The following is a 16345-nucleotide window of genomic DNA, read 5'->3' as shown; positions in this document are numbered from 1 at the left end:
GTGCGGCACTCTCTCCTCCCTCTCTCCGCTGTCGCGGCCACGCTTGCTTTGTCGGGCTGCATCAGCTTCGGTGCGAAGCCGCCGCCCTCGCTGTTGACGCTCAACGCGACCGCGCAGCCGCAACCCGGTCAGACGCAATCCTCCGCCAATGCGCGCTCAATCGTGGTGCAGACCCCGGCTGTGCCGACCGCGCTCGCCACCGCGCGCGTGCCGGTACAGGCGAGCGTCGACACAATCGCCTACGTCAAGGACGCGCAATGGACCGAACCGCCGGCGCGGCTGTTCGCGCGGCTGCTGTCCGACACGCTGACCGCGCAGGCCAACATCGTCGTGCTCTCGCCGGCGCAATCGGTCAGCGACCCGAGCGGCAATCTCGCCGGCGAGTTGCGCCAGTTCGGGCTCGACGCGACGACGCAGCAGGCCGTCGTCGTCTACGACGCCGCGCTGACGCGCGTGAACGCGACCGCGGTCGAGAAGCGCCGCTTCGAGGCGCGCGTGCCCGTATCCGCGATCGACGCGGCGTCCGCGGCGACATCGCTCAATCAGGCAGCGAATCAGGTCGCGGGCGAAGTCGCCACCTGGGTCGGCGGACGCTGACCCGCGCACGCCTGCGTCGCACCCTCGTAGGGGCAGGTTCGGGCGGTAGGCCGGTCCGCAAACTCAGGCGGCGGGTGACATATGCCTCGCGGAGGTTCGGGATCGGTAATCAACTAACGACACCGGACGGTTGCCGTCGTCCGCGGTTAGCTGAACGCGCCTAAGCCGAGAGCGAACCGCAATCGATCCCGCCGGCCGCCATGCCGATGTCCGCCGGCCGTTACCGGTCGGTCGGCTCGGCCCTGGTCGGCACGGGAATGTTGCAGACATCGGCGGCGTCGGCGGGCTGTTCGAAGAACGGCGGCTCGCGATTACGCCGCGCCGCGATGTAGCGCGGCCATGTCGTGCCACTGGTCGAAAGATAGCTGTATCGCAGGCGCTCGTTCGCGGGCAGTTCGCTTGCCATCCGCACGTTGATGATCGCGGTCCGCTCGCCGGGCTTCTCATAGAAGCCGAGGTCTCCCGTGCCGCGCGGCAGGCTTGAGAGATATTCCATGCGAGCGATGACGCGGCCGACCACCGCGATGTTGCGATCGAGGTGGCGCGGTGCATGGCCGATCACGGCGTAAAGCTCGGCACCCGTCCCCGCATCGGGCGCCAGGTTCCGTCCGACGCCGACGCTGCCGTAGCAGTGGATCGGCCACGCGCGCCGTTCGTCGGAAACCGGCTTCGCGTCGGTCGCCATCGGAAAACCGCGATACCAGAAGATGCCACGGGCGTAGACGTCTGCGGCACGGCCATCTGTCCCCAACTCGGTCACTGGACCAGACGACGCAGGCAGCGCGCGCCAGCGCAGCGTATAGTCTGCCGCCGAGGTCGCGCCGAGCCCGGGCGGCAACGGCTTCTTCTCGCTCGCGTCACCCCATTGCGCGACATAATTGTCCTGCACGCGGTTGATGCTCGTCGCGTCCCACCAATGCGCCGCGGCGAGGCGACGGATGTTCGCCACCCACGCGCTCGACACCGGAGAAGGCATCAACTGGATCATCACCCGCCGCATCGTGCCGGACGGACCCGCGAGCGTCATCACCAGCAGATCGTCGTCGGCGATCAGGGTCCACTCCCCGGCGGGCGCCGACTGCGCGACCTGTCCCGGGCTGGGTCGCGCGGGGGTCGTGGGTGTCGCGGCGGCGGCGGCAAGCAAGGCGGCGATCGGGACGTGCAGCATGCCGCGCATCCTGCATCTCGGCCACGCATCAAGCAACGGCTTGCACAAGCGCGCGCCGCCCGGTAGGCGACACCACCCAGCGATATGCGGAGCGGTGGCCGAGTGGTCGAAGGCGCTCGCCTGGAAAGTGAGTATACGGCAAAACCGTATCGAGGGTTCGAATCCCTCCCGCTCCGCCAAAACCTAGTGCATAGGCGTCCATAGCCGTCCACACCCCCCTTGATAACGCAGGAAAACCGCCCTCTAACAGGGTTGTGTTGTCCATATTCGTCCACTCGCGTCCACACGGTACCATGGCACCGCACATGGTATCCGCAAGGAACGCCATGGTATGGAGCGCCGAACCATGGCGTTGAACGACGCGAAGGTGAAAGCCGCGAAGCCGAAGGCCAAGGCCTACAAGCTGAGCGACACCGGCCAGCTATTCCTCCACGTCACCACCGCCGGCGGAAAACACTGGCGGATGAATTACACGTTCGGGAAGAACGCGGCCGGGAAGCCAGCGCAGAAGACGCTGACGATCGGCCCCTATCCGGTGGTGTCGCTCGGCGAGGCGCGCGAGGCGCGCGACGCGGCGAAGAAGCTGCTGCTCGACGGCCGCGACCCCGCGGTGGTCAAGCAGCTGACCCGGCAGGATCGATCGGCGGCGGCCGACGCCACGTTCCAGAAGATTGCCGAGAAGTGGTTCCAGCTGCGCAGCGGATGGTCGCTCACGAAGCTGGACGCCTGGAAGGCGGAACACGGCGCGGCGCGCGTGCGCGATGCGGCGAACTGGAGCGACCCGAAGGTGCGCGGCTGGTCGGCGGTTCATTCCGACGACGTGCTGAAGTCGCTCCGCAAGGATGCCTTCCCGGCGCTCGGCGCGCTGCCGATCACCGACATCGACACGCCGAAGATCCTCGAGGTGCTGCACGCGATGGAGCAGCGCGGCGCGATCGAGAGCGCGCACCGCCTGCGCCAGCGCCTGTCCGACATCTTCACCTACGCGATCGCAGCGAGCATCGCGCGTGTCGACCCCGCGCCGGCCTCGCTGACTAAGGTGCTTCAGGCGAAGCCGAAGGCGCGCAAGCAGCCGTCGATCGTTGACGGCACGCAGGACAACGACGAGCGTATCGCCCGCGTCCGCCAGCTGCTCGCCGACATCGAGGCAGAGCGCACGCGCGCCGGCACGAAGTTCGCCATGCGCCTGCTCGCCCTCACGGCCGTGCGACCGGGCGAGGTCGCCGGTGCCGAGTGGACCGAGTTCGAGGGGCTGGACGGTCCCGCGCCGCTCTGGCGCATCCCGGCCGCGCGCATGAAGGGCGACAGGGATCGCAAGGAAGAGGCCGGCGGCGACCACCTGGTGCCGCTGTCGCGCCAGGCCGTCGAGGTGCTGGTCGCGCTGCACCAGCTGAGCGGCCGGTACCCGCTGCTATTCCCCGGCGAGCGATTCTCGCATCGGCCGATCTCGGAGAACACGTTGAACGCGCTGCTGAAGCGCGCCAAGTACGAGAACCGTCACGTGCCGCACGGCTTTCGCGCGGCCTTCTCCACGATCATGAACGAGCGGCCCAATCGCGCCGACGACGACCGGGCGGTGATCGACCTGATGCTGGCGCACGTGCCGGGCAACAAGGTGGAGGCGGCGTACAACCGCGCCGCCTACATGCCGCGGCGGCGCGAGCTGGCGCAGGAATATGCCGACCTGATTATCGTCGGCCTTGAGCCGCCGGAGGCTCAGTTGGGTCGGCCGATCCGGTAAGCCGCGACGGGTCCGAGGGCGGAATAAGCCCGAGTCTGAGGGCGAAGCGTGATGCATAATCGCATCAGGCCTAAACCTTTTGCTCGGCCGTCCGTTACATTATCTGTGTGGGACGGGTCACACTTGTATTCGTGATTCATACCGCGCATTACCGCGAAACCACGCCGGGCTGGGGGTCAGTACCGGGGTGTACAGGAGAAACGTTCATGGACTGGGATGTCATCGCGTCCACCCGGATCAGCGATTTGACCAAGCCCACGTCGAGCGGCCGTCCGACTAACGGCCACGTCGTGCAAGGGCGACAGATCGCAAAGCCCGACTACGCGCGTATGCGCGATATCGTTCATCAGCGCGGCCGAGAACTCGACTACGCACCTGCAGCTTGAGGCGTGAATGGGCGACGGCCACTTTCCACGTACGAGTGACCTGCCGCCCCAATCACCCATGTATTGGGTGGGCCAGAAGGATCGATACCTTCGGCAGCAGATGATCCGAGATATCGAGGCGCTGACCGGTCGGCGCCTCATTGTTTATTTCGCGAACCGCTTCCGCGACGGTTCGGGCATCGACGCGGCGGATCCTGCATACCTGACCGAACTGCTCAGCGACGTTGGCGACGAACCGGTCGACCTGCTCATCGAGACGAACGGCGGCGCCACGGACGCGACCGAAGCGCTGATTTCGATCCTTCAGCTCCGCGTCGCAGATCTGCGCGTCGTCATCGCGAACGCGGCCAAAAGCAACGGTACGCTGATCTGCCTTGCTGCCAGTACGATCGTGATGGGGCCATCGAGTGAACTTGGTCCAATCGATCCCCATTTGAACGGCATACCCTGCACGGTGCTAGTGCAACCGCAGGTTGCGCTGACGAACTTCCCACTGCAACAGCTCGCCGAGTTAGCACTGAAACAGACGCGAAAGCTTGCCACTCGCCTTCTTGACCAAGGCATGATGAACGGCCGGAGTGGTGCTGAAATCGACACCGTCGTCAACGCGCTCGCTACTCGCGAAACCTACTTCTCACATGGGTCGACAATCGACCATATCGAGGCCGCGAGCCTCGGTTTGAAGATCGACGCATGCGCGCACGACGACCCTATCTGGAGCCGCATATGGCTCCTGTACTGCATGTACGACTACGATACCCGCCGCGATAACCTGATCAAGGTGTTCGAGGGTCGTGCGCGAAGTACATCAGTAGCGGCTCCCGCGCCGGCGGCACCGTAGCCACGACTAGGCGGCGGCACGCGCCGCCAGCTGCTCGTTAATCCACGCCTGCACTTCACGTTCGCTCCAGCGGGTTGAGCCCCCGCCAGCCTTGCAGGCCTTGGGGAAGGTGCCCGCGCGCATCTTCCGGTAGATCATCGACTTCCCGAGCCCTGCCACGGTCTTGACCTCGTCCAAGCCTAGCAGCCGATCGGCCGCCTCGATCCTGCCCATAACGCTCACTTCCCTTGCCTCCAGATAATCGGCTGCTGGTCGCGCGGTATGCGCCAGCGCCCTCGTGCCATCGGGTGCTTCGGTGCGCCCGACTGCGTCGTGCCAAGGCAAACTAGGTCGACGCCTACCGTGTCGGCTGCGTAATCGGCGAAGCGGGTCGCCTCGCCCTCGAAGTCGCCGTCGTTGCCCCAAGCGACGAGCAAGCGGTTCCCGCCCATCACGGCCGCGACCAGCATCGCGTCACGGCGGCGCTGATGATTGACCTCGTCCGCGCGGCCGGCGGCGCGCTTCATCTCGTCGGGGTGCGGCGAGCGCCAGCCGTACAGGTTGACGATCGTCAGTCCGCCGTAGCCCCACAGCCGCGCGAAGTGGATCAGCGCGAGCAGCGTCTGATCCTCGCGCTCAGCGTCCGCCGTCGACGGGTTGAGCATGCAGACAACGAGGACCGGCAGCGCCTTGTCCCACTCGCGTTCCAGCCAGTGCCGATAGAGGCCGCAGTCGCTGATCTCGGCGGCGCGGCGCATGAACAGGTCGCTCATGACTGCACCCCGCGCTGCTCTCGAGGCAGGTGTTCGGCCGTGGCGCGGCCGAGGGCGTGATCCGTTCCGTCCGTCGACCAGTAGTGCTCGTTGAGCATCTGCCGATCCATCCGCTCAGCTTCGCCCCGATACCGTTCCGCGCGCGCCGCGGTCACCAGCCCACCGTAGAACACGTCGGCGGGATCGAAGGGGCGACCGGCGATAGCCGCGATGAGCTCGGTTAATTCGCGCTGCCAGCGCAGGTGCCGGATATGCACGAAACGGGTATAGCGGCCAGCGGTGTCGGCGCGCAGCCAGCAGAACCATCGGCCATCGCGATTAGGGGCGACCTCGATGCCGACGTCTTCGATGTCTGGGCCATCGTCCATCGCCCAGCCAAGCCATAGGGTCCAATGCTTGTCGGGCTGGCGATCGAACTGGCTCCACCGGAAGCCAGCATCGCGCAGCCACTCTTCGGTGATTGCGGTCACTGGCCCGCTCCCGTCGGCGCGTAGAAGGGCGCGAGCGGGTCGGGGCGATCTGCCTCGAATGAATGCCAGCCGTTCATATTCCTGCGATGCGAGTGGCCGACGACCACCATGCTCTGGCTATCGATGTCCCATTCGAGATACTCGACCTCGCCGGCGCCGAACCGGCGCAAGAAATCATGAGCCGCACGCATCGCAGCCGATCGCGTATAGAAACGGCTCTCCTCCTGCATCGTGTAGGCCCGATCGGCAGCGACGCAGACACCTTGCTCCTCCAGCGCCTCCGGCCAGTCCATGTAGTCGCCGTGCTGCCGATGGATCACGCGGACAGCGCATGGCTCCTCAGCCGCGTCGATCGGAATGAGCCACCGTTGGTCGCGCACCTCGCAGTGATCCTTCACAAGCTGAAGGCGGCGTTCCCACGCGGAGGGTAGGGGCGAGTGCTTCGGCTTCGCGGCCTGCTTCGCGCGGATCGCCTCGACCTTCGTCCAGATGCGTGCGAGCTCCGCCTCGGCGGCAGCGTGCATGTCGAGGTGGTTCGCGAGGCAGAGCGCCGCCAGCGTGACCATGACGCCACCGACCTCCTGCACCGGCTCGCCGACCGGGCGCGCGAACACGTAATCGACCAGCTGGTGAGCCTCGCTCGCGGTGCAGCCTGTCGACTGAACGAGTTCCAACGCCTCTTCGAGGAAGCGGTGATTACGCTCCTCGCGGTCACCGGCGATCATCTCGCCGAAGCACGCCAGCAGCCAAGGTTGGACGCGCTCCTGGAAGGTGACAGCATCGGAGTTCGTGCTTTCGGGTAGGATATTGGTCATGCCGCCTTCCTCAGATTGTCGCGGAGCACGATCGCGCGCTCGAAGTTCTCGGCCGACACCGCCGAGCGTAGCTCGTGTTGCAGGCGGTCGATCCCGCGTTTGGCGGGCACCTCGCGCCGGCGGGCGGCGGCGGGGCTACACTGGAACAGCTCGAAACGCGCTTTGCTGGTGAAGTCGCGAGAGCCGGGACCGTAGATCACGGTCCACATGCCGTTGATGCCACCGTAGCAGCGCCCACGCGCCAGCCGGCCGCCACGGTCGCGGAAGTACCAGACGGACCCTTGCTCGATCCGTGGCTCGTCCGACGCGCCACGCCAGGATGCGAGCTCCTTTTCGGTCGGCCAGCCATCGTCGCCACGTTTGAACCGATGAATGCCGCTGCGCTGCTCGAAGTCGCCGTCCCACATCTGATTGAAATAGGCGAGCGGATCAGCGATCGGGCTGGTGAGCTTCCGTCTCTCGCTGAAGCCACGGCCAACGAGGTGAGCGCGTGCGGCGCGCACCGCGGCCTCGAACGCTTTGCCAATCAGGTACGGCATCTTCTGGCGCTTATCGAAGTCGTATCGTCCGCCGTTGCAGTTCACCGTCACGACGTCCTGATAGAACTCTACCTTGCACCCGATCGGAGACGCTTCGGCGTGGAAGCTGAGCACGCCGTGCGGCGTCGGGTGCGACCCGACGCGGTGATACTTGCCCTGCGAGGGGTGGCGTTCCTCGATCCCTACGTCGCGTTCCACGGTGAAGCCGTGCCCCTGCAGCGCATCGAGCAGCCGATAGAAGGTCTCGTAATCGGGCGCATTCCAAGACATCACGTGGCGGCCGTGTCGCTCGCGTTCGCTGCCGGGCGCAGAGACGATGAGCATAGTGTCGTAGAGGCGGAAGCTGCGGTTGGTCACATCAAGCACTCCCCATCGCTGAAAACTGAGAACCGGCACCCGGGAGCAAGCTCGACGCGAGTGATGTCGTAGCCGCCGTAGGTGTCGCGGCTGTCGAAGAAGGCGAGGCGGGGAGTGTCCGCCCACACGCCGGCGCGACCGTGGCGGCGGCTCCAGCGCGCCTCGGCGTCATCGCCCCAGCGGCGGCCGAGCAGGATCGCGATCGTGCACACCAGCGCGCGCCAGACCGTCCACTCTTCCTCGCGGTTGCGCTCATAGCCGTCGTAGATCGTCCAGCCCTTGCGGCTGTCACGCGGGCGATGCCTGATCGCTGGACCCCATAGCGCGATGATCGCACGGAGTTCCTGCCGACGATCGTACCCCCACTGGTCGGCCCAGGCCTCGGCCTCGATCCGTTCGAGCTCAGCGTCGGTCATGCCGGCACCCCGTCGTGCTGCACGCCATGAAGGCGGCGGCCGGCGGCCTTCTTCCCGATCCGCCGAAACTCGATCCCGCTATGCGTCACCTTGTCGACGTGAACCGGCAGATGCTCGCCCCACTGTTTAAACAGGAACGGCGTGCCGGCGGCCTCGCACTGATCGCGCAGGCCGATTAGCCAATCCGGGTGCATCGGCCGTGCGCCGGGTCCACTCTCGCCGCCGACGATTACCCAGTCGACTTCGTTGACCATCCTCAGCGTCGACGTGCCGCCGCCCTCAATGCCGCGGAGCGCGTCGACGTAACCGTCACGTACCTGCGTCAGGTCGACCGGGCCAAGAAGCGGCTCCATCGACAGGAAGCGAATACGCGGCCCGCCCGTCGCGAGCAGCTTCGGAATGTCGCGGTCGGCCTCGTCCTGATTGACGATCGTCGCGCCCAGCCAGAGGTTCGCTGGAACGTCGCGGCCGAACATATCGCGCAGCATGCCGGCGGCATTGCCGATCCGCTTGGTTAGCAGCAGCCAGTCGAGGTCAGGCGTTGCCAGGATCAGGCTCGCGAGGTCCACGCGCCATGCGCCGTTGACGGCGTTGTCGAAGACGTCGGCCAAGCTGGCGCAGAACACGCGCTGCCTGCGACCGTGCTCCGCATGGAAGGCGGCGGCATCGGCCTGCCACTGGAGCGGCTTGCGCCAGTTCGCGTGCGAGGTCCGGCGCCGAGGTGCGCCCGGCCCCCAGTTCGGCGCGGTACCGCCCCCGAAACGCGCGTTCCGCGTCTCGGCATAGCAGTGGTCGCACCCGGGGCCGACCTTCTGGCATCCCTCCCACGGATTGAAGGTGTGGTCGGTCCATTCGATCGCGCTGTTCTCAGCCATCGACCTTCTCCCGCGTCTGTGCGGGCGCGCGATCCTCGCGTCTCTTTTCCTCGAACGTCGGCACGACCTTGCGGAAGGCTCGCACATAATAGCCGCACTCGTTGAAGCCGCAGAGCAGCAGACCGAAGGCGCTAAATGACCCATCGATACTGTCGCCGTACATGACGCCGCGCACGATGTACCTGCCGCCGAGTTTCGGATCGGCCGCGGTCGACATCCGGTCGCACGCGATGCACTCTGCCACGTCACCAGCCTGCCAGGTGATTGCCTCTGGTCCGATGTGTTGCGGCTTTGCCGGACGCTGCCGGCGGCGAAATGGCCAGATCATGCGCGCTTGCTCCGGTTGGTTGTAATCGGTGCAGGATCGGTGCCCGCGCGCTTCTCCAGCGCGGCGTTCTCAGCGAAGGCCATCAGTTCGGCTTCCGTCCGTCGAGATCGTTCGCCGCGCGGATCAGGCCGGCGGCGGTGGCGCGCGCGGAATCGGCATCCAGCATGTGGATCATGCCGAGGCCGTACGGCTCGTCATCCAGGGCAGGACTGTAGAGGACGATGCCGACGCAGTTTTCGCCTTCGTCCTTCGCCAGCAGCCGGACGTTGAGCAGCCCGGGTGCCTTGATCAGCTCGCATCGACCGCGCGGCGTGTCGATGAACGTCGGCGCGATATGCGCCCCGATGTCGCTGCGCACCTCCTCGAAGTCAGCCGCGCGCTCCGGCTGGAGGATGCGAGGTGAGGGGTCGGTTGTTGTGCGCGCGCGGCGCGCGTCTTTCGTGAACGGCCACATCAGCAGATCTCCCTAACGCCGATGGCGAACTCGATTACGAGCCGGCCCCAGCTGAAGTTGATCACCCGACCCTCTGCGTCGGATACGGACAGGGAATCGGAGGCGCCGCACCAGCGCATCACCGACAGGCGGGGGAGCAGCGCGCGCATCATGCGGCCATCATCCCCAGCTCGAGCAGACCCGGGTAGCATCGGGGCGAACGGTCGATCACAACCGATGCCGCCCGATCAACGTTGATCTCGCGCCCGATCGCGCGCGCCATCAGCTCCGCCGTTTGACGAGGCCGCAGCAGCAGGCAGTCAAACGGGATCACCTGCGCCGGCGACGCCCCCACGCGCCAGAGCGCGCCGACGGCCTTGTCGGTGTCTGCCTTCAGCGCATGTTCCATCCGCTTACGCGATGCGCGGTCCTGCGATGCTCCGATGAACTTAAGCGCGCTTCGCGCCTGGTCGCGCCAGTCGCGGAACAGCCACAATGTGCGATAACGCGGCCCGAGCGGCGGCGGCGAGCGATGCGGATCGAGCAGCTTCACGGCCTTGCCCGCGCTGCACGCCGCCCATGCCTGCGGGTCCGTCCTGCGGAAACCGTCGATCGTCGCATCCTCGTAGGACGGTGTCGTACCAACGCAGGCGATCCCGCCCGCGTGAAGCATCTGTAGCGCGAGGCTAGTGCCGCAGCGTCCCAGCCCGGCAACGAGGATGATCTCGGCGCTCATGACGCGACCTGCTCGTCGGCGGCGTTCCCGCGGCCGGTGATCCGCACAGTCCAGCCTTTACCGAAGCCGCCGCAGACGACACCCCGCACTGGACGCCCCGCGGCAGTCCGCGCGCTCCACTTGCGTTCGAAGGTGTCATCCTTGCTGCACCCCCACCATGCGACGCCCTGGATCTCGACGTCGGTGAAGCCGAAGTCCTCGACAGCCGCGCGCATCTCGCCGGTCGGCGGCGTGCAGGCGGTGAGTGCCAGCGCCGGCAGAACCGCCGCAACGGTCATGCGCGAGCGCGCGGTGCGACGTGGGCGGGATGGCTGGTCAAACAGGTGAGGGCGGCCAGCAAGCGCATCAGCTATGCGGCGGCCATGCGTCACGATCGTGTCGTGGAACACGTAAACCGCTGCCCCACCGGCGCCGGAAAATGCCAGCGCCGACAGCACAATCGAAGCACTAGAGTACATCGTAGGGTTCCCCCTGTTCGAGGAAGGCGGGGTAGCGGAAGGCGACCTTGCGCTCTTGCCGCGCCTTGGTGCGCCCGTAGCCGAGCACCCACGCCGGCTTCAGTTTGGTCGAGCTCAGTCGGCCGATGTCGGGCAAGCTGATCGACTTCCCGGCCACCAGCGCCGCGCGCATGGCGGCGGCGACGTGATCGAAGGCAGCGTGCGCCTCCTCCTCGGTCAAGCCGCGGGCGGTCAGCTGCGCGAGCATGGCGCGCTCAGCGGGCATCACGGCGCGCCTCCTGAGCGGCGAGCCACGCGCGACCATCGGGTGAGGCGTGCCAGCGATTGACGCGGGGCAGGGCGCGTGAGCCGCGATATTCCACCAGCCCGCGCCGTTTGAGCGCCTGCAGCGTCGGGCCGCGTCCCGTCATCTCACGGCCATTCGCGCCCGCTGCCGCGACGAAGGCGAGCACGAGCCGCATGGGGTCAGAGAGCTGCACCTGCGTCACGCCCGCGCGCTCCCGCGCACCGCCCAGCCCGCACAGTATCCGGCACATGCCCGATCGGCGGCGATGCGGCGATCGATGGCGGCAGGCACCATCTTCTGCAGCCGATCGATCTCGCGATGCAGGCGGGCCTCGTCCGCGTAAGCGCTGGTGTTCTCGTCGGTGATTGCCCGCAGGTGGTCGCCGTGCGGCTGGTGATCGTTGCCGACACGCTTGCGTTTCAGCTCGGCGTTGATGAGCGCGAACAGCTGATCGAGCGTCAGGCCCACCATATCGGCGCGCGCCTGCATGCCGCCGACGAGGTCATCGATATGCGCCTGCAGCACGGAACGCTTGGTGGTGCCTTCGCCCGTGGTGAACAGCTCGGCAGACAGTCGGCGGATGTCGATCACGGCTCCGCGGAAATCAGCCACGGCGGCGGCGATGCGTGGATCTTCTTCGGGCTGGCTTAGCCAGTCGGCTTGTAGCGCAGTGGCCATTGTGGGCTCCCAGCGCCGCGACGCGACAGTGCGGCGGCGATGGAGCTAAGCTAGTGTGACTATTCCCACTCCGTCGATAGCAAATGTGACTTATCACATCGTTCTTGTATTGTTCTTTTCGTTCTGCATGCTTGGGGCGAGGAGGCGCGAGTCGCGATGCACGACGAGTTGGAGTATCTGCGGGTTGTCGGCGTGTCCTTCTATCAGGAAGCAGTCGCTCGCTGCTCCGTTGGCGAAGCAGTTCGGTTCGTGCACGAGCCCGACAATCCTCATGACGCGATGGCCCTTCGTGTCGTCTCACTCCTCGGCGAAACGATCGGCTATGCGCCTAAGCGGAGCTGGGTGCATCGCGTGATCCATCAACAGGGCCGAGGCGTTTCGGCAGTGGTGCACAGCGTCGGATACAGTCGCTCGTGCATCTTGGGTGTGATGCTCAGTATGGCAGTTTGCGACGACGATGTGCAGCGCGCTTCCTACTATCCAGGACAGGCCTGCCCCGAGCCACCGCCTGGCGGCTTCCGCTACTGGATCAGTAACCCAGCCGCCGCCGGGCCGATTTCGTCAGAACAAAGATAACAGGTTGTGCCCACTCGACTTCGACGTCCACGATGTCTTCGGCGTTAAGAGAGCGGAGCACCCAAAAGCCCGGGCGTGAGCCATAGGCAAGCTGTTTGATATAAGTCTCGCCGGTGGTCAGTCGAACGGCGCAGAAGTCGCCGATGTCGTCAGCCTGCACACCGCGCTGCCCCTTCTCGACATAGACGATATCACCTGATGAATATCGCGGGAGCATGGACGAACCCTCGACCTCGAGCGCTTCTAGCTCGCCGGAAATGCCCGGCGGACGAGGGACTGCTCCGCCGTCGGCTTCCTCATATATGATAGACCCACCTGCGCCGATCCGGCCGGCGACCCGGAGAGAATTGCCGCCGATGATGTCGGAGAGCGACACGTCCAGCGCGCTGGCAAGCCGGTGTAGGTTGCCAACCTTCACATCATCGCCGTCCAGCATGTCGCGCACGAACGTCTCGCCCTTGCCTGCCAGCTTGGACAGGGGCTTCGCCTTGATTCCCTTCTGCTCCATCAAGAGGCGCAGCCGATCCTTAACGCGCTCGACTTCGTCTCGCTCATTCATGTGTGAACTATCACACATATTTGTACCAAGCGGGTAGATGGGTCTTTTCACACCTTGACGGGGTGAGAAGTCACACATACTGTTTTGCTCATGGCACAAATCCTGAGCGACGTTGAAGCCTTCCTCAAGGCTACCGGCATGGCGGCGACCCGCTTCGGCGACAAAGCGATGGGCGACCGTCATTTGGTGCGACAGCTAAGGGGAGGGCGGCGGCTCTGGCCCGAGACCGAGAAGAAGGTCCGCGACTTCATGGCCGACCATTCCGCGTCAGCGAATGAGCAGGCCGCCGCGTGATGCCGTCGTCAGCCCTCTCTGCCCACCGGCGCCGGCTCGATAACGGCCCCTGCGCATCGATCCCAAACGCGAAGGGTGTAGTCGGCCATCGACTCCCCGTCGCTCGGAGCTCCGCCGTATTCCGCGGCCATGATGTGATCGAACAGCTTCTGTGCAGCGGCCATTTCCGTCTGCGTGAGGGCACGATGCGGCACTCACTTACCCCTTCGTCGGTGTGTGATGACGCGACGATGGCGGAAGGGGCTGCGCTGTCAAGGCGCGGCCCCGGAAGCGCGGCATGATGCCCGGTGCTCACCTCCGTACCAGCGCGCCACCTCCCGGCGCTGGCACCTCCATCGGCGGGGTATCCCCCCGCTCCGCCGGTGGCTCCGTACAACGGCAGGGTGCTGCGATCGGTCATCATGCCGATGTGGATACCCTGCTACGCATCGCCGCCGCATCGGGAAACGATCGCGGCGCTTCCTCCCGCCCGGAACGGTTGCAGAACAATGGCCGATAAGCTCCCCGTCAACGAGCAGCGGCTCGCCCAGGCAACGAAGCGCGCCGTGCAGGCCGCCGGCGGCCTCGCCGATTGCGAGAGCGAAACCGGCCTGTCCGACAGCCAGATTTCACGCTGTTGCTCGCCCCACCAGCGCGACAGCATCACGATCCGCGATGCCGTGCGCATCGACGCCATCGGGCACGGCGAGCAGGGGCACCCGCATATCCTGAACGCCATGGCGGGGATCCTCGGCGCGGTGGTCATCATGCTGCCCGAGCCGGTCACCGACGATCGCTGCCTGCAAATGGGCGTGATCGAGATGAGCAGCGAGATGGGCGACGTGTCCCGCGCGATCGCCGACGCGCTGTCGAGCGGCAGTGCCGGCGGCACCGAGGTCACGAAGGTCGAGGCCGCAGCCGCGCTCGAACACGTCGCCGACATGGAGAGAGCCACAGCGCGGATGCGCCACAGCCTGGAACGTATCGCGCGGGGTGACACCCCCGCCACCTGAGGACCGAACCGCGGGCGCGACCCGCTGAGGAGTAGTATGATGGAAGACGGCATGACCGCGGGAGCGCCTGCTCCCGCGACAGGAAACCTGCGTCCGCGTCGCCTGATCCCGGCTTTCGAGATCGGGCGGGTCAGCGGTCAGCTGTTCACGAGCGGCCAGCCGGACGACGGCTGGTATTTCGCGATCGGCTGGCTCGGCCGTACGGTCATCATCGAAACACTGCGCGGCGACCGTGGCTGACAAGCCGCGCCTCGCGAAGCCCGACCGGCTGGCCGAGCAGATGGCGGACGGTTGCCCGTCGCTGGTCGAGGCAGCGCACCGCTTGCGGCTGAGCGTCACCGACGCCGAGCGCATGTGGAAGGGCATCGTGCGCAAGCTCGGAGCGCAGGCGCGATGACGGATCGCACGTCATCATCGCCGCGCACTTCCGAAACTTCGGAAGATGGCAACCGGGCGCTGTCTGCTCCGCGGATGGTTGGTCTGGAAACCGCTTGCGAGGTGCTCGGCGACAAGGGCGGCATCAAGCACGTGGCCGAGCTGATCGGCTGCAGCGAGCGCGCACTCTACGCCAAACGCAACGGCGACACAACGATCACGAACTTCGAGGTGCGGATGATCGCGCGCGAACTCGCCCGTGTCTCGGAACGCTGCGCCCGCGTGTCCGCCAACCTCTTAAAGGAAATCGGCGAGGCCGCCGACCACAATAGCAAAGGGCCGAACGCATGACCGACACCATAGCAGGCACCGACCCGACCAGCGTCACGATGCTGGCGCTCCCGAGCATCAAGCCGGGTGCGAACCCGCGCCGCTACTTCGACAAGCAGAAGCACGCCGAACTGGTAGAATCGCTCCGGCTGCGCGGCATGCTCCAGCCGATCATCGTGCGCCCCGATCCGGCGGCGGCCGACAGCTATCTGATCGTCGCCGGCGGCCGTCGCCACCGCGCCGCGATCGACGCCTTCGGCGACGACGGCACGGTGCCGGTGCGCATCATGGCGATGTCGGACAGCGAGGCGCTGGAAGCCGCCATCGACGAAAACGACGTGCGCGACGATGCCTCGGAAACCGAGCAGGCCGACGCCGCAGTGCGCATCCTGTCCGCCTGCCAAGGCGATCGCGCGGAGGCGGTGCGGCGGCTGGGATGGTCTGCGTCGAAGCTTGATCGTCGCCTTGCCCTCGCGAACCTCGCCGACGCCGTGAAGGCCGCGCTGGACGAACGGCGGATCAAGGTCGGGCACGCCGAGCTGCTGGCGGTTGTACCCGCCGACAAGCAGGAGAAGGCGCTCGACACGATCGTGACCGCCAACCTCGACGTCGCGAAGACGCGCGACCTGCTGATGCGCGTGACGCAGAGCCTTGCCGCTGCGACCTTCGACAAGGCCGAGTGCCTCACGTGCCCGTTCAACTCGGGCGCGCAGCGCGTCATGTTCGAGACGCACGTCGATGACGGGCACTGCACCAATCCGGGCTGCTACCAGCTGAAGACGGAAGCCGCGCAGGACGGTGCCGCGCTCCACGTCCGCGGCGATCAGGTCGCGGAAACGTCAATGCCGGTCACGACGCCGCCGCCGGCGATCGTCACCACTACGCCGGCGCCCGCCACCGCCGCGTCTGCGCCCACGCCGGCGGCAGCGCCGACGAAGCCCACCAAGCCCGCACCCGCGGCCGTCACTGCGCAGTCGATCATCGACCGCACCACCACGATCCGCGAGGGCGCCTGGCGCGCGGCGCTGGTGAAGATGGTGGAGGGCGATCCCGAGTTTGGCCGCGCGTTCGAAGCCACCCTGCGCGACACGTGGCAGGTCGACGCCGCGTTCCTCAGCCGGTTCGGCAAAGACGAGCTGAAGTTCATCGCTAAGGAGTGTGGCCTCGTCGCGCACATGGGCGAGAAGGCGTTCGCCAAGCTGCTCGAAGGCAAGGTCGCGGACCTGATCACCGGCATGCTGCACGCCACCGGCTTCACCTGGGCCGGTCGCCTGCCAAGCGCGCTTACCATCGACGGCACCTACGGCGCGCAGCCGGCCGCACCCCTCCCGTACAAGGATTGA

27 protein-coding genes and 1 tRNA gene are annotated in these 16345 nt (G+C 66.4%); 12 read left to right on the top strand and 16 right to left on the bottom strand.

Translation table 11 applies throughout. The features are described from left to right. Complete coding sequence (locus tag KZ810_RS13245) at nucleotides 1–597, top strand: ABC-type transport auxiliary lipoprotein family protein (protein WP_219769596.1); 597 nt, start codon at nucleotides 1–3, stop codon at nucleotides 595–597. Nucleotides 598–817: 220 nt separating this feature from the next. Here KZ810_RS13245 and KZ810_RS13240 read toward each other — a convergent pair whose 3' ends face one another. Further along, on the bottom strand, nucleotides 818–1765 hold the full coding sequence (locus KZ810_RS13240; RefSeq protein WP_219769595.1) for a peptidylprolyl isomerase: 948 nt from the start codon (nucleotides 1763–1765) through the stop codon (nucleotides 818–820). 88 nt (nucleotides 1766–1853) lie between these two features. On the opposite strand from KZ810_RS13240, the gene KZ810_RS13235 reads away from it, so the two are divergent. The 4 genes from KZ810_RS13235 (at nucleotide 1854) to KZ810_RS13220 (ending at nucleotide 4733) form a co-directional block, all read left to right on the top strand. Beyond that, nucleotides 1854–1944 (top strand) — tRNA-Ser (locus KZ810_RS13235). 167 nt (nucleotides 1945–2111) lie between these two features. Next, a complete protein-coding gene (locus KZ810_RS13230) occupies nucleotides 2112–3506 on the top strand; it encodes a tyrosine-type recombinase/integrase (protein WP_258044894.1) in 1395 nt (464 codons plus the stop codon). 206 nt (nucleotides 3507–3712) lie between these two features. Then, the gene (locus KZ810_RS13225) at nucleotides 3713–3892 is read left to right on the top strand and encodes a hypothetical protein (protein ID WP_219769593.1); all 180 of its coding nucleotides are present in this window, start codon (nucleotides 3713–3715) and stop codon (nucleotides 3890–3892) included. A 7-nt stretch (nucleotides 3893–3899) separates the two neighbouring features. Then, nucleotides 3900–4733, top strand: a complete 834-nt coding sequence (locus KZ810_RS13220) for an SDH family Clp fold serine proteinase (protein WP_219769592.1) — start codon at nucleotides 3900–3902, stop codon at nucleotides 4731–4733. A 6-nt stretch (nucleotides 4734–4739) separates the two neighbouring features. Here the strand turns inward: KZ810_RS13220 and KZ810_RS13215 are convergent, their stop codons facing one another. The 14 genes from KZ810_RS13215 to KZ810_RS13150 all read right to left on the bottom strand — a co-directional run bounded on the left by KZ810_RS13215 (nucleotide 4740) and on the right by KZ810_RS13150 (nucleotide 11876). Next, nucleotides 4740–4946: a helix-turn-helix transcriptional regulator gene (locus KZ810_RS13215; RefSeq protein WP_219769767.1), complete on the bottom strand. Its 207-nt coding sequence runs from the start codon at nucleotides 4944–4946 to the stop codon at nucleotides 4740–4742. A 5-nt stretch (nucleotides 4947–4951) separates the two neighbouring features. Beyond that, entirely contained in the window at nucleotides 4952–5485 is a 534-nt protein-coding gene (locus KZ810_RS13210; RefSeq protein WP_219769591.1) for a DUF1643 domain-containing protein, read from the bottom strand. After that, entirely contained in the window at nucleotides 5482–5955 is a 474-nt protein-coding gene (locus KZ810_RS13205) for a hypothetical protein (protein ID WP_219769590.1), read from the bottom strand. Before KZ810_RS13205 ends, KZ810_RS13210 begins: the two co-directional genes overlap by 4 nt. After that, a complete protein-coding gene (locus KZ810_RS13200; RefSeq protein WP_219769589.1) occupies nucleotides 5952–6770 on the bottom strand; it encodes a hypothetical protein in 819 nt (272 codons plus the stop codon). The genes KZ810_RS13205 and KZ810_RS13200 overlap by 4 nt, the downstream gene beginning before the upstream one ends. After that, nucleotides 6767–7666, bottom strand: a complete 900-nt coding sequence (locus tag KZ810_RS13195; protein WP_219769588.1) for a UvrB/UvrC motif-containing protein — start codon at nucleotides 7664–7666, stop codon at nucleotides 6767–6769. Before KZ810_RS13195 ends, KZ810_RS13200 begins: the two co-directional genes overlap by 4 nt. Continuing rightward, the gene (locus tag KZ810_RS13190) at nucleotides 7663–8082 is read right to left on the bottom strand and encodes a hypothetical protein (RefSeq protein ID WP_219769587.1); all 420 of its coding nucleotides are present in this window, start codon (nucleotides 8080–8082) and stop codon (nucleotides 7663–7665) included. Before KZ810_RS13190 ends, KZ810_RS13195 begins: the two co-directional genes overlap by 4 nt. After that, nucleotides 8079–8957, bottom strand: coding sequence for a phage Gp37/Gp68 family protein (locus KZ810_RS13185; RefSeq protein WP_219769586.1), 879 nt, complete (start codon nucleotides 8955–8957; stop codon nucleotides 8079–8081). Before KZ810_RS13185 ends, KZ810_RS13190 begins: the two co-directional genes overlap by 4 nt. After that, the gene (locus KZ810_RS13180; RefSeq protein ID WP_219769585.1) at nucleotides 8950–9285 is read right to left on the bottom strand and encodes a hypothetical protein; all 336 of its coding nucleotides are present in this window, start codon (nucleotides 9283–9285) and stop codon (nucleotides 8950–8952) included. Before KZ810_RS13180 ends, KZ810_RS13185 begins: the two co-directional genes overlap by 8 nt. 82 nt (nucleotides 9286–9367) lie before the next feature. Further along, entirely contained in the window at nucleotides 9368–9643 is a 276-nt protein-coding gene (locus tag KZ810_RS13175; protein WP_219769584.1) for a hypothetical protein, read from the bottom strand. Between the two features lie 244 nt (nucleotides 9644–9887). Continuing rightward, complete coding sequence (locus KZ810_RS13170) at nucleotides 9888–10454, bottom strand: sulfotransferase family protein (protein ID WP_219769583.1); 567 nt, start codon at nucleotides 10452–10454, stop codon at nucleotides 9888–9890. Then, a complete protein-coding gene (locus KZ810_RS13165) occupies nucleotides 10451–10891 on the bottom strand; it encodes a hypothetical protein (protein WP_219769582.1) in 441 nt (146 codons plus the stop codon). The genes KZ810_RS13170 and KZ810_RS13165 overlap by 4 nt, the downstream gene beginning before the upstream one ends. A 10-nt stretch (nucleotides 10892–10901) precedes the next feature. Continuing rightward, a complete protein-coding gene (locus tag KZ810_RS13160; RefSeq protein WP_219769581.1) occupies nucleotides 10902–11177 on the bottom strand; it encodes a hypothetical protein in 276 nt (91 codons plus the stop codon). Then, on the bottom strand, nucleotides 11167–11400 hold the full coding sequence (locus KZ810_RS13155) for a hypothetical protein (protein WP_219769580.1): 234 nt from the start codon (nucleotides 11398–11400) through the stop codon (nucleotides 11167–11169). The genes KZ810_RS13160 and KZ810_RS13155 overlap by 11 nt, the downstream gene beginning before the upstream one ends. Further along, nucleotides 11397–11876 carry a hypothetical protein gene (locus KZ810_RS13150; protein ID WP_219769579.1) on the bottom strand — a complete coding sequence of 160 codons (480 nt, stop codon included), beginning with the start codon at nucleotides 11874–11876 and terminating at the stop codon, nucleotides 11397–11399. Before KZ810_RS13150 ends, KZ810_RS13155 begins: the two co-directional genes overlap by 4 nt. Nucleotides 11877–12032: 156 nt before the next feature. On the opposite strand from KZ810_RS13150, the gene KZ810_RS13145 reads away from it, so the two are divergent. Continuing rightward, nucleotides 12033–12452 carry an HIRAN domain-containing protein gene (locus KZ810_RS13145; RefSeq protein ID WP_219769578.1) on the top strand — a complete coding sequence of 140 codons (420 nt, stop codon included), beginning with the start codon at nucleotides 12033–12035 and terminating at the stop codon, nucleotides 12450–12452. Here the strand turns inward: KZ810_RS13145 and KZ810_RS13140 are convergent. Beyond that, on the bottom strand, nucleotides 12406–13011 hold the full coding sequence (locus KZ810_RS13140; protein ID WP_258044893.1) for a S24 family peptidase: 606 nt from the start codon (nucleotides 13009–13011) through the stop codon (nucleotides 12406–12408). The two genes, KZ810_RS13145 and KZ810_RS13140, sit on opposite strands and share 47 nt — an antisense overlap. Nucleotides 13012–13101: 90 nt before the next feature. Here KZ810_RS13140 and KZ810_RS13135 point away from each other — a divergent pair, with 90 nt between their 5' ends. The 6 genes from KZ810_RS13135 to KZ810_RS13110 all read left to right on the top strand — a co-directional run bounded on the left by KZ810_RS13135 (nucleotide 13102) and on the right by KZ810_RS13110 (nucleotide 16345). Continuing rightward, nucleotides 13102–13305, top strand: coding sequence for a hypothetical protein (locus KZ810_RS13135; protein WP_219769577.1), 204 nt, complete (start codon nucleotides 13102–13104; stop codon nucleotides 13303–13305). A gap of 488 nt (nucleotides 13306–13793) precedes the next feature. Continuing rightward, on the top strand, nucleotides 13794–14297 hold the full coding sequence (locus KZ810_RS13130) for a phage regulatory CII family protein (RefSeq protein WP_219769576.1): 504 nt from the start codon (nucleotides 13794–13796) through the stop codon (nucleotides 14295–14297). 39 nt (nucleotides 14298–14336) lie between these two features. Then, nucleotides 14337–14537 (top strand): hypothetical protein, encoded by a 201-nt coding sequence (locus tag KZ810_RS13125; protein ID WP_219769575.1) that lies wholly within the window; start codon nucleotides 14337–14339, stop codon nucleotides 14535–14537. Beyond that, on the top strand, nucleotides 14530–14694 hold the full coding sequence (locus KZ810_RS13120; protein ID WP_219769574.1) for a hypothetical protein: 165 nt from the start codon (nucleotides 14530–14532) through the stop codon (nucleotides 14692–14694). The genes KZ810_RS13125 and KZ810_RS13120 overlap by 8 nt, the downstream gene beginning before the upstream one ends. Beyond that, entirely contained in the window at nucleotides 14691–15023 is a 333-nt protein-coding gene (locus tag KZ810_RS13115) for a hypothetical protein (protein WP_219769573.1), read from the top strand. The genes KZ810_RS13120 and KZ810_RS13115 overlap by 4 nt, the downstream gene beginning before the upstream one ends. Further along, a complete protein-coding gene (locus KZ810_RS13110) occupies nucleotides 15020–16345 on the top strand; it encodes a PRTRC system ParB family protein (protein WP_219769572.1) in 1326 nt (441 codons plus the stop codon). The genes KZ810_RS13115 and KZ810_RS13110 overlap by 4 nt, the downstream gene beginning before the upstream one ends.

This window comes from Sphingomonas citricola, from assembly GCF_019429535.1.
Taxonomy (GTDB): Bacteria; Pseudomonadota; Alphaproteobacteria; order Sphingomonadales; family Sphingomonadaceae; genus Sphingomonas; species Sphingomonas citricola.
Note: the sequence above shows the minus strand (reverse complement) of the source record. Positions and strands in the feature narration are given on the sequence as shown.

What these genes read in the sequence shown, in the direction of transcription:
- KZ810_RS13115 (WP_219769573.1), top strand. Translation starts at nt 14,691, where the DNA reads ATGACGGATCGCACGTCATCATCGCCGCGCACTTCCGAAACTTCGGAA.
- KZ810_RS13200 (WP_219769589.1), bottom strand. Translation starts at nt 6,770, where the DNA reads ATGACCAATATCCTACCCGAAAGCACGAACTCCGATGCTGTCACCTTC.
- KZ810_RS13145 (WP_219769578.1), top strand. Translation starts at nt 12,033, where the DNA reads ATGCACGACGAGTTGGAGTATCTGCGGGTTGTCGGCGTGTCCTTCTAT.
- KZ810_RS13135 (WP_219769577.1), top strand. Translation starts at nt 13,102, where the DNA reads ATGGCACAAATCCTGAGCGACGTTGAAGCCTTCCTCAAGGCTACCGGC.
- KZ810_RS13220 (WP_219769592.1), top strand. Translation starts at nt 3,900, where the DNA reads ATGGGCGACGGCCACTTTCCACGTACGAGTGACCTGCCGCCCCAATCA.
- KZ810_RS13190 (WP_219769587.1), bottom strand. Translation starts at nt 8,082, where the DNA reads ATGACCGACGCTGAGCTCGAACGGATCGAGGCCGAGGCCTGGGCCGAC.
- KZ810_RS13240 (WP_219769595.1), bottom strand. Translation starts at nt 1,765, where the DNA reads ATGCTGCACGTCCCGATCGCCGCCTTGCTTGCCGCCGCCGCCGCGACA.
- KZ810_RS13160 (WP_219769581.1), bottom strand. Translation starts at nt 11,177, where the DNA reads ATGCCCGCTGAGCGCGCCATGCTCGCGCAGCTGACCGCCCGCGGCTTG.
- KZ810_RS13140 (WP_258044893.1), bottom strand. Translation starts at nt 13,011, where the DNA reads ATGAATGAGCGAGACGAAGTCGAGCGCGTTAAGGATCGGCTGCGCCTC.
- KZ810_RS13150 (WP_219769579.1), bottom strand. Translation starts at nt 11,876, where the DNA reads ATGGCCACTGCGCTACAAGCCGACTGGCTAAGCCAGCCCGAAGAAGAT.
- KZ810_RS13170 (WP_219769583.1), bottom strand. Translation starts at nt 10,454, where the DNA reads ATGAGCGCCGAGATCATCCTCGTTGCCGGGCTGGGACGCTGCGGCACT.
- KZ810_RS13110 (WP_219769572.1), top strand. Translation starts at nt 15,020, where the DNA reads ATGACCGACACCATAGCAGGCACCGACCCGACCAGCGTCACGATGCTG.
- KZ810_RS13130 (WP_219769576.1), top strand. Translation starts at nt 13,794, where the DNA reads ATGGCCGATAAGCTCCCCGTCAACGAGCAGCGGCTCGCCCAGGCAACG.
- KZ810_RS13180 (WP_219769585.1), bottom strand. Translation starts at nt 9,285, where the DNA reads ATGATCTGGCCATTTCGCCGCCGGCAGCGTCCGGCAAAGCCGCAACAC.
- KZ810_RS13210 (WP_219769591.1), bottom strand. Translation starts at nt 5,485, where the DNA reads ATGAGCGACCTGTTCATGCGCCGCGCCGCCGAGATCAGCGACTGCGGC.
- KZ810_RS13125 (WP_219769575.1), top strand. Translation starts at nt 14,337, where the DNA reads ATGGAAGACGGCATGACCGCGGGAGCGCCTGCTCCCGCGACAGGAAAC.
- KZ810_RS13230 (WP_258044894.1), top strand. Translation starts at nt 2,112, where the DNA reads ATGGCGTTGAACGACGCGAAGGTGAAAGCCGCGAAGCCGAAGGCCAAG.
- KZ810_RS13225 (WP_219769593.1), top strand. Translation starts at nt 3,713, where the DNA reads ATGGACTGGGATGTCATCGCGTCCACCCGGATCAGCGATTTGACCAAG.
- KZ810_RS13215 (WP_219769767.1), bottom strand. Translation starts at nt 4,946, where the DNA reads ATGGGCAGGATCGAGGCGGCCGATCGGCTGCTAGGCTTGGACGAGGTC.
- KZ810_RS13185 (WP_219769586.1), bottom strand. Translation starts at nt 8,957, where the DNA reads ATGGCTGAGAACAGCGCGATCGAATGGACCGACCACACCTTCAATCCG.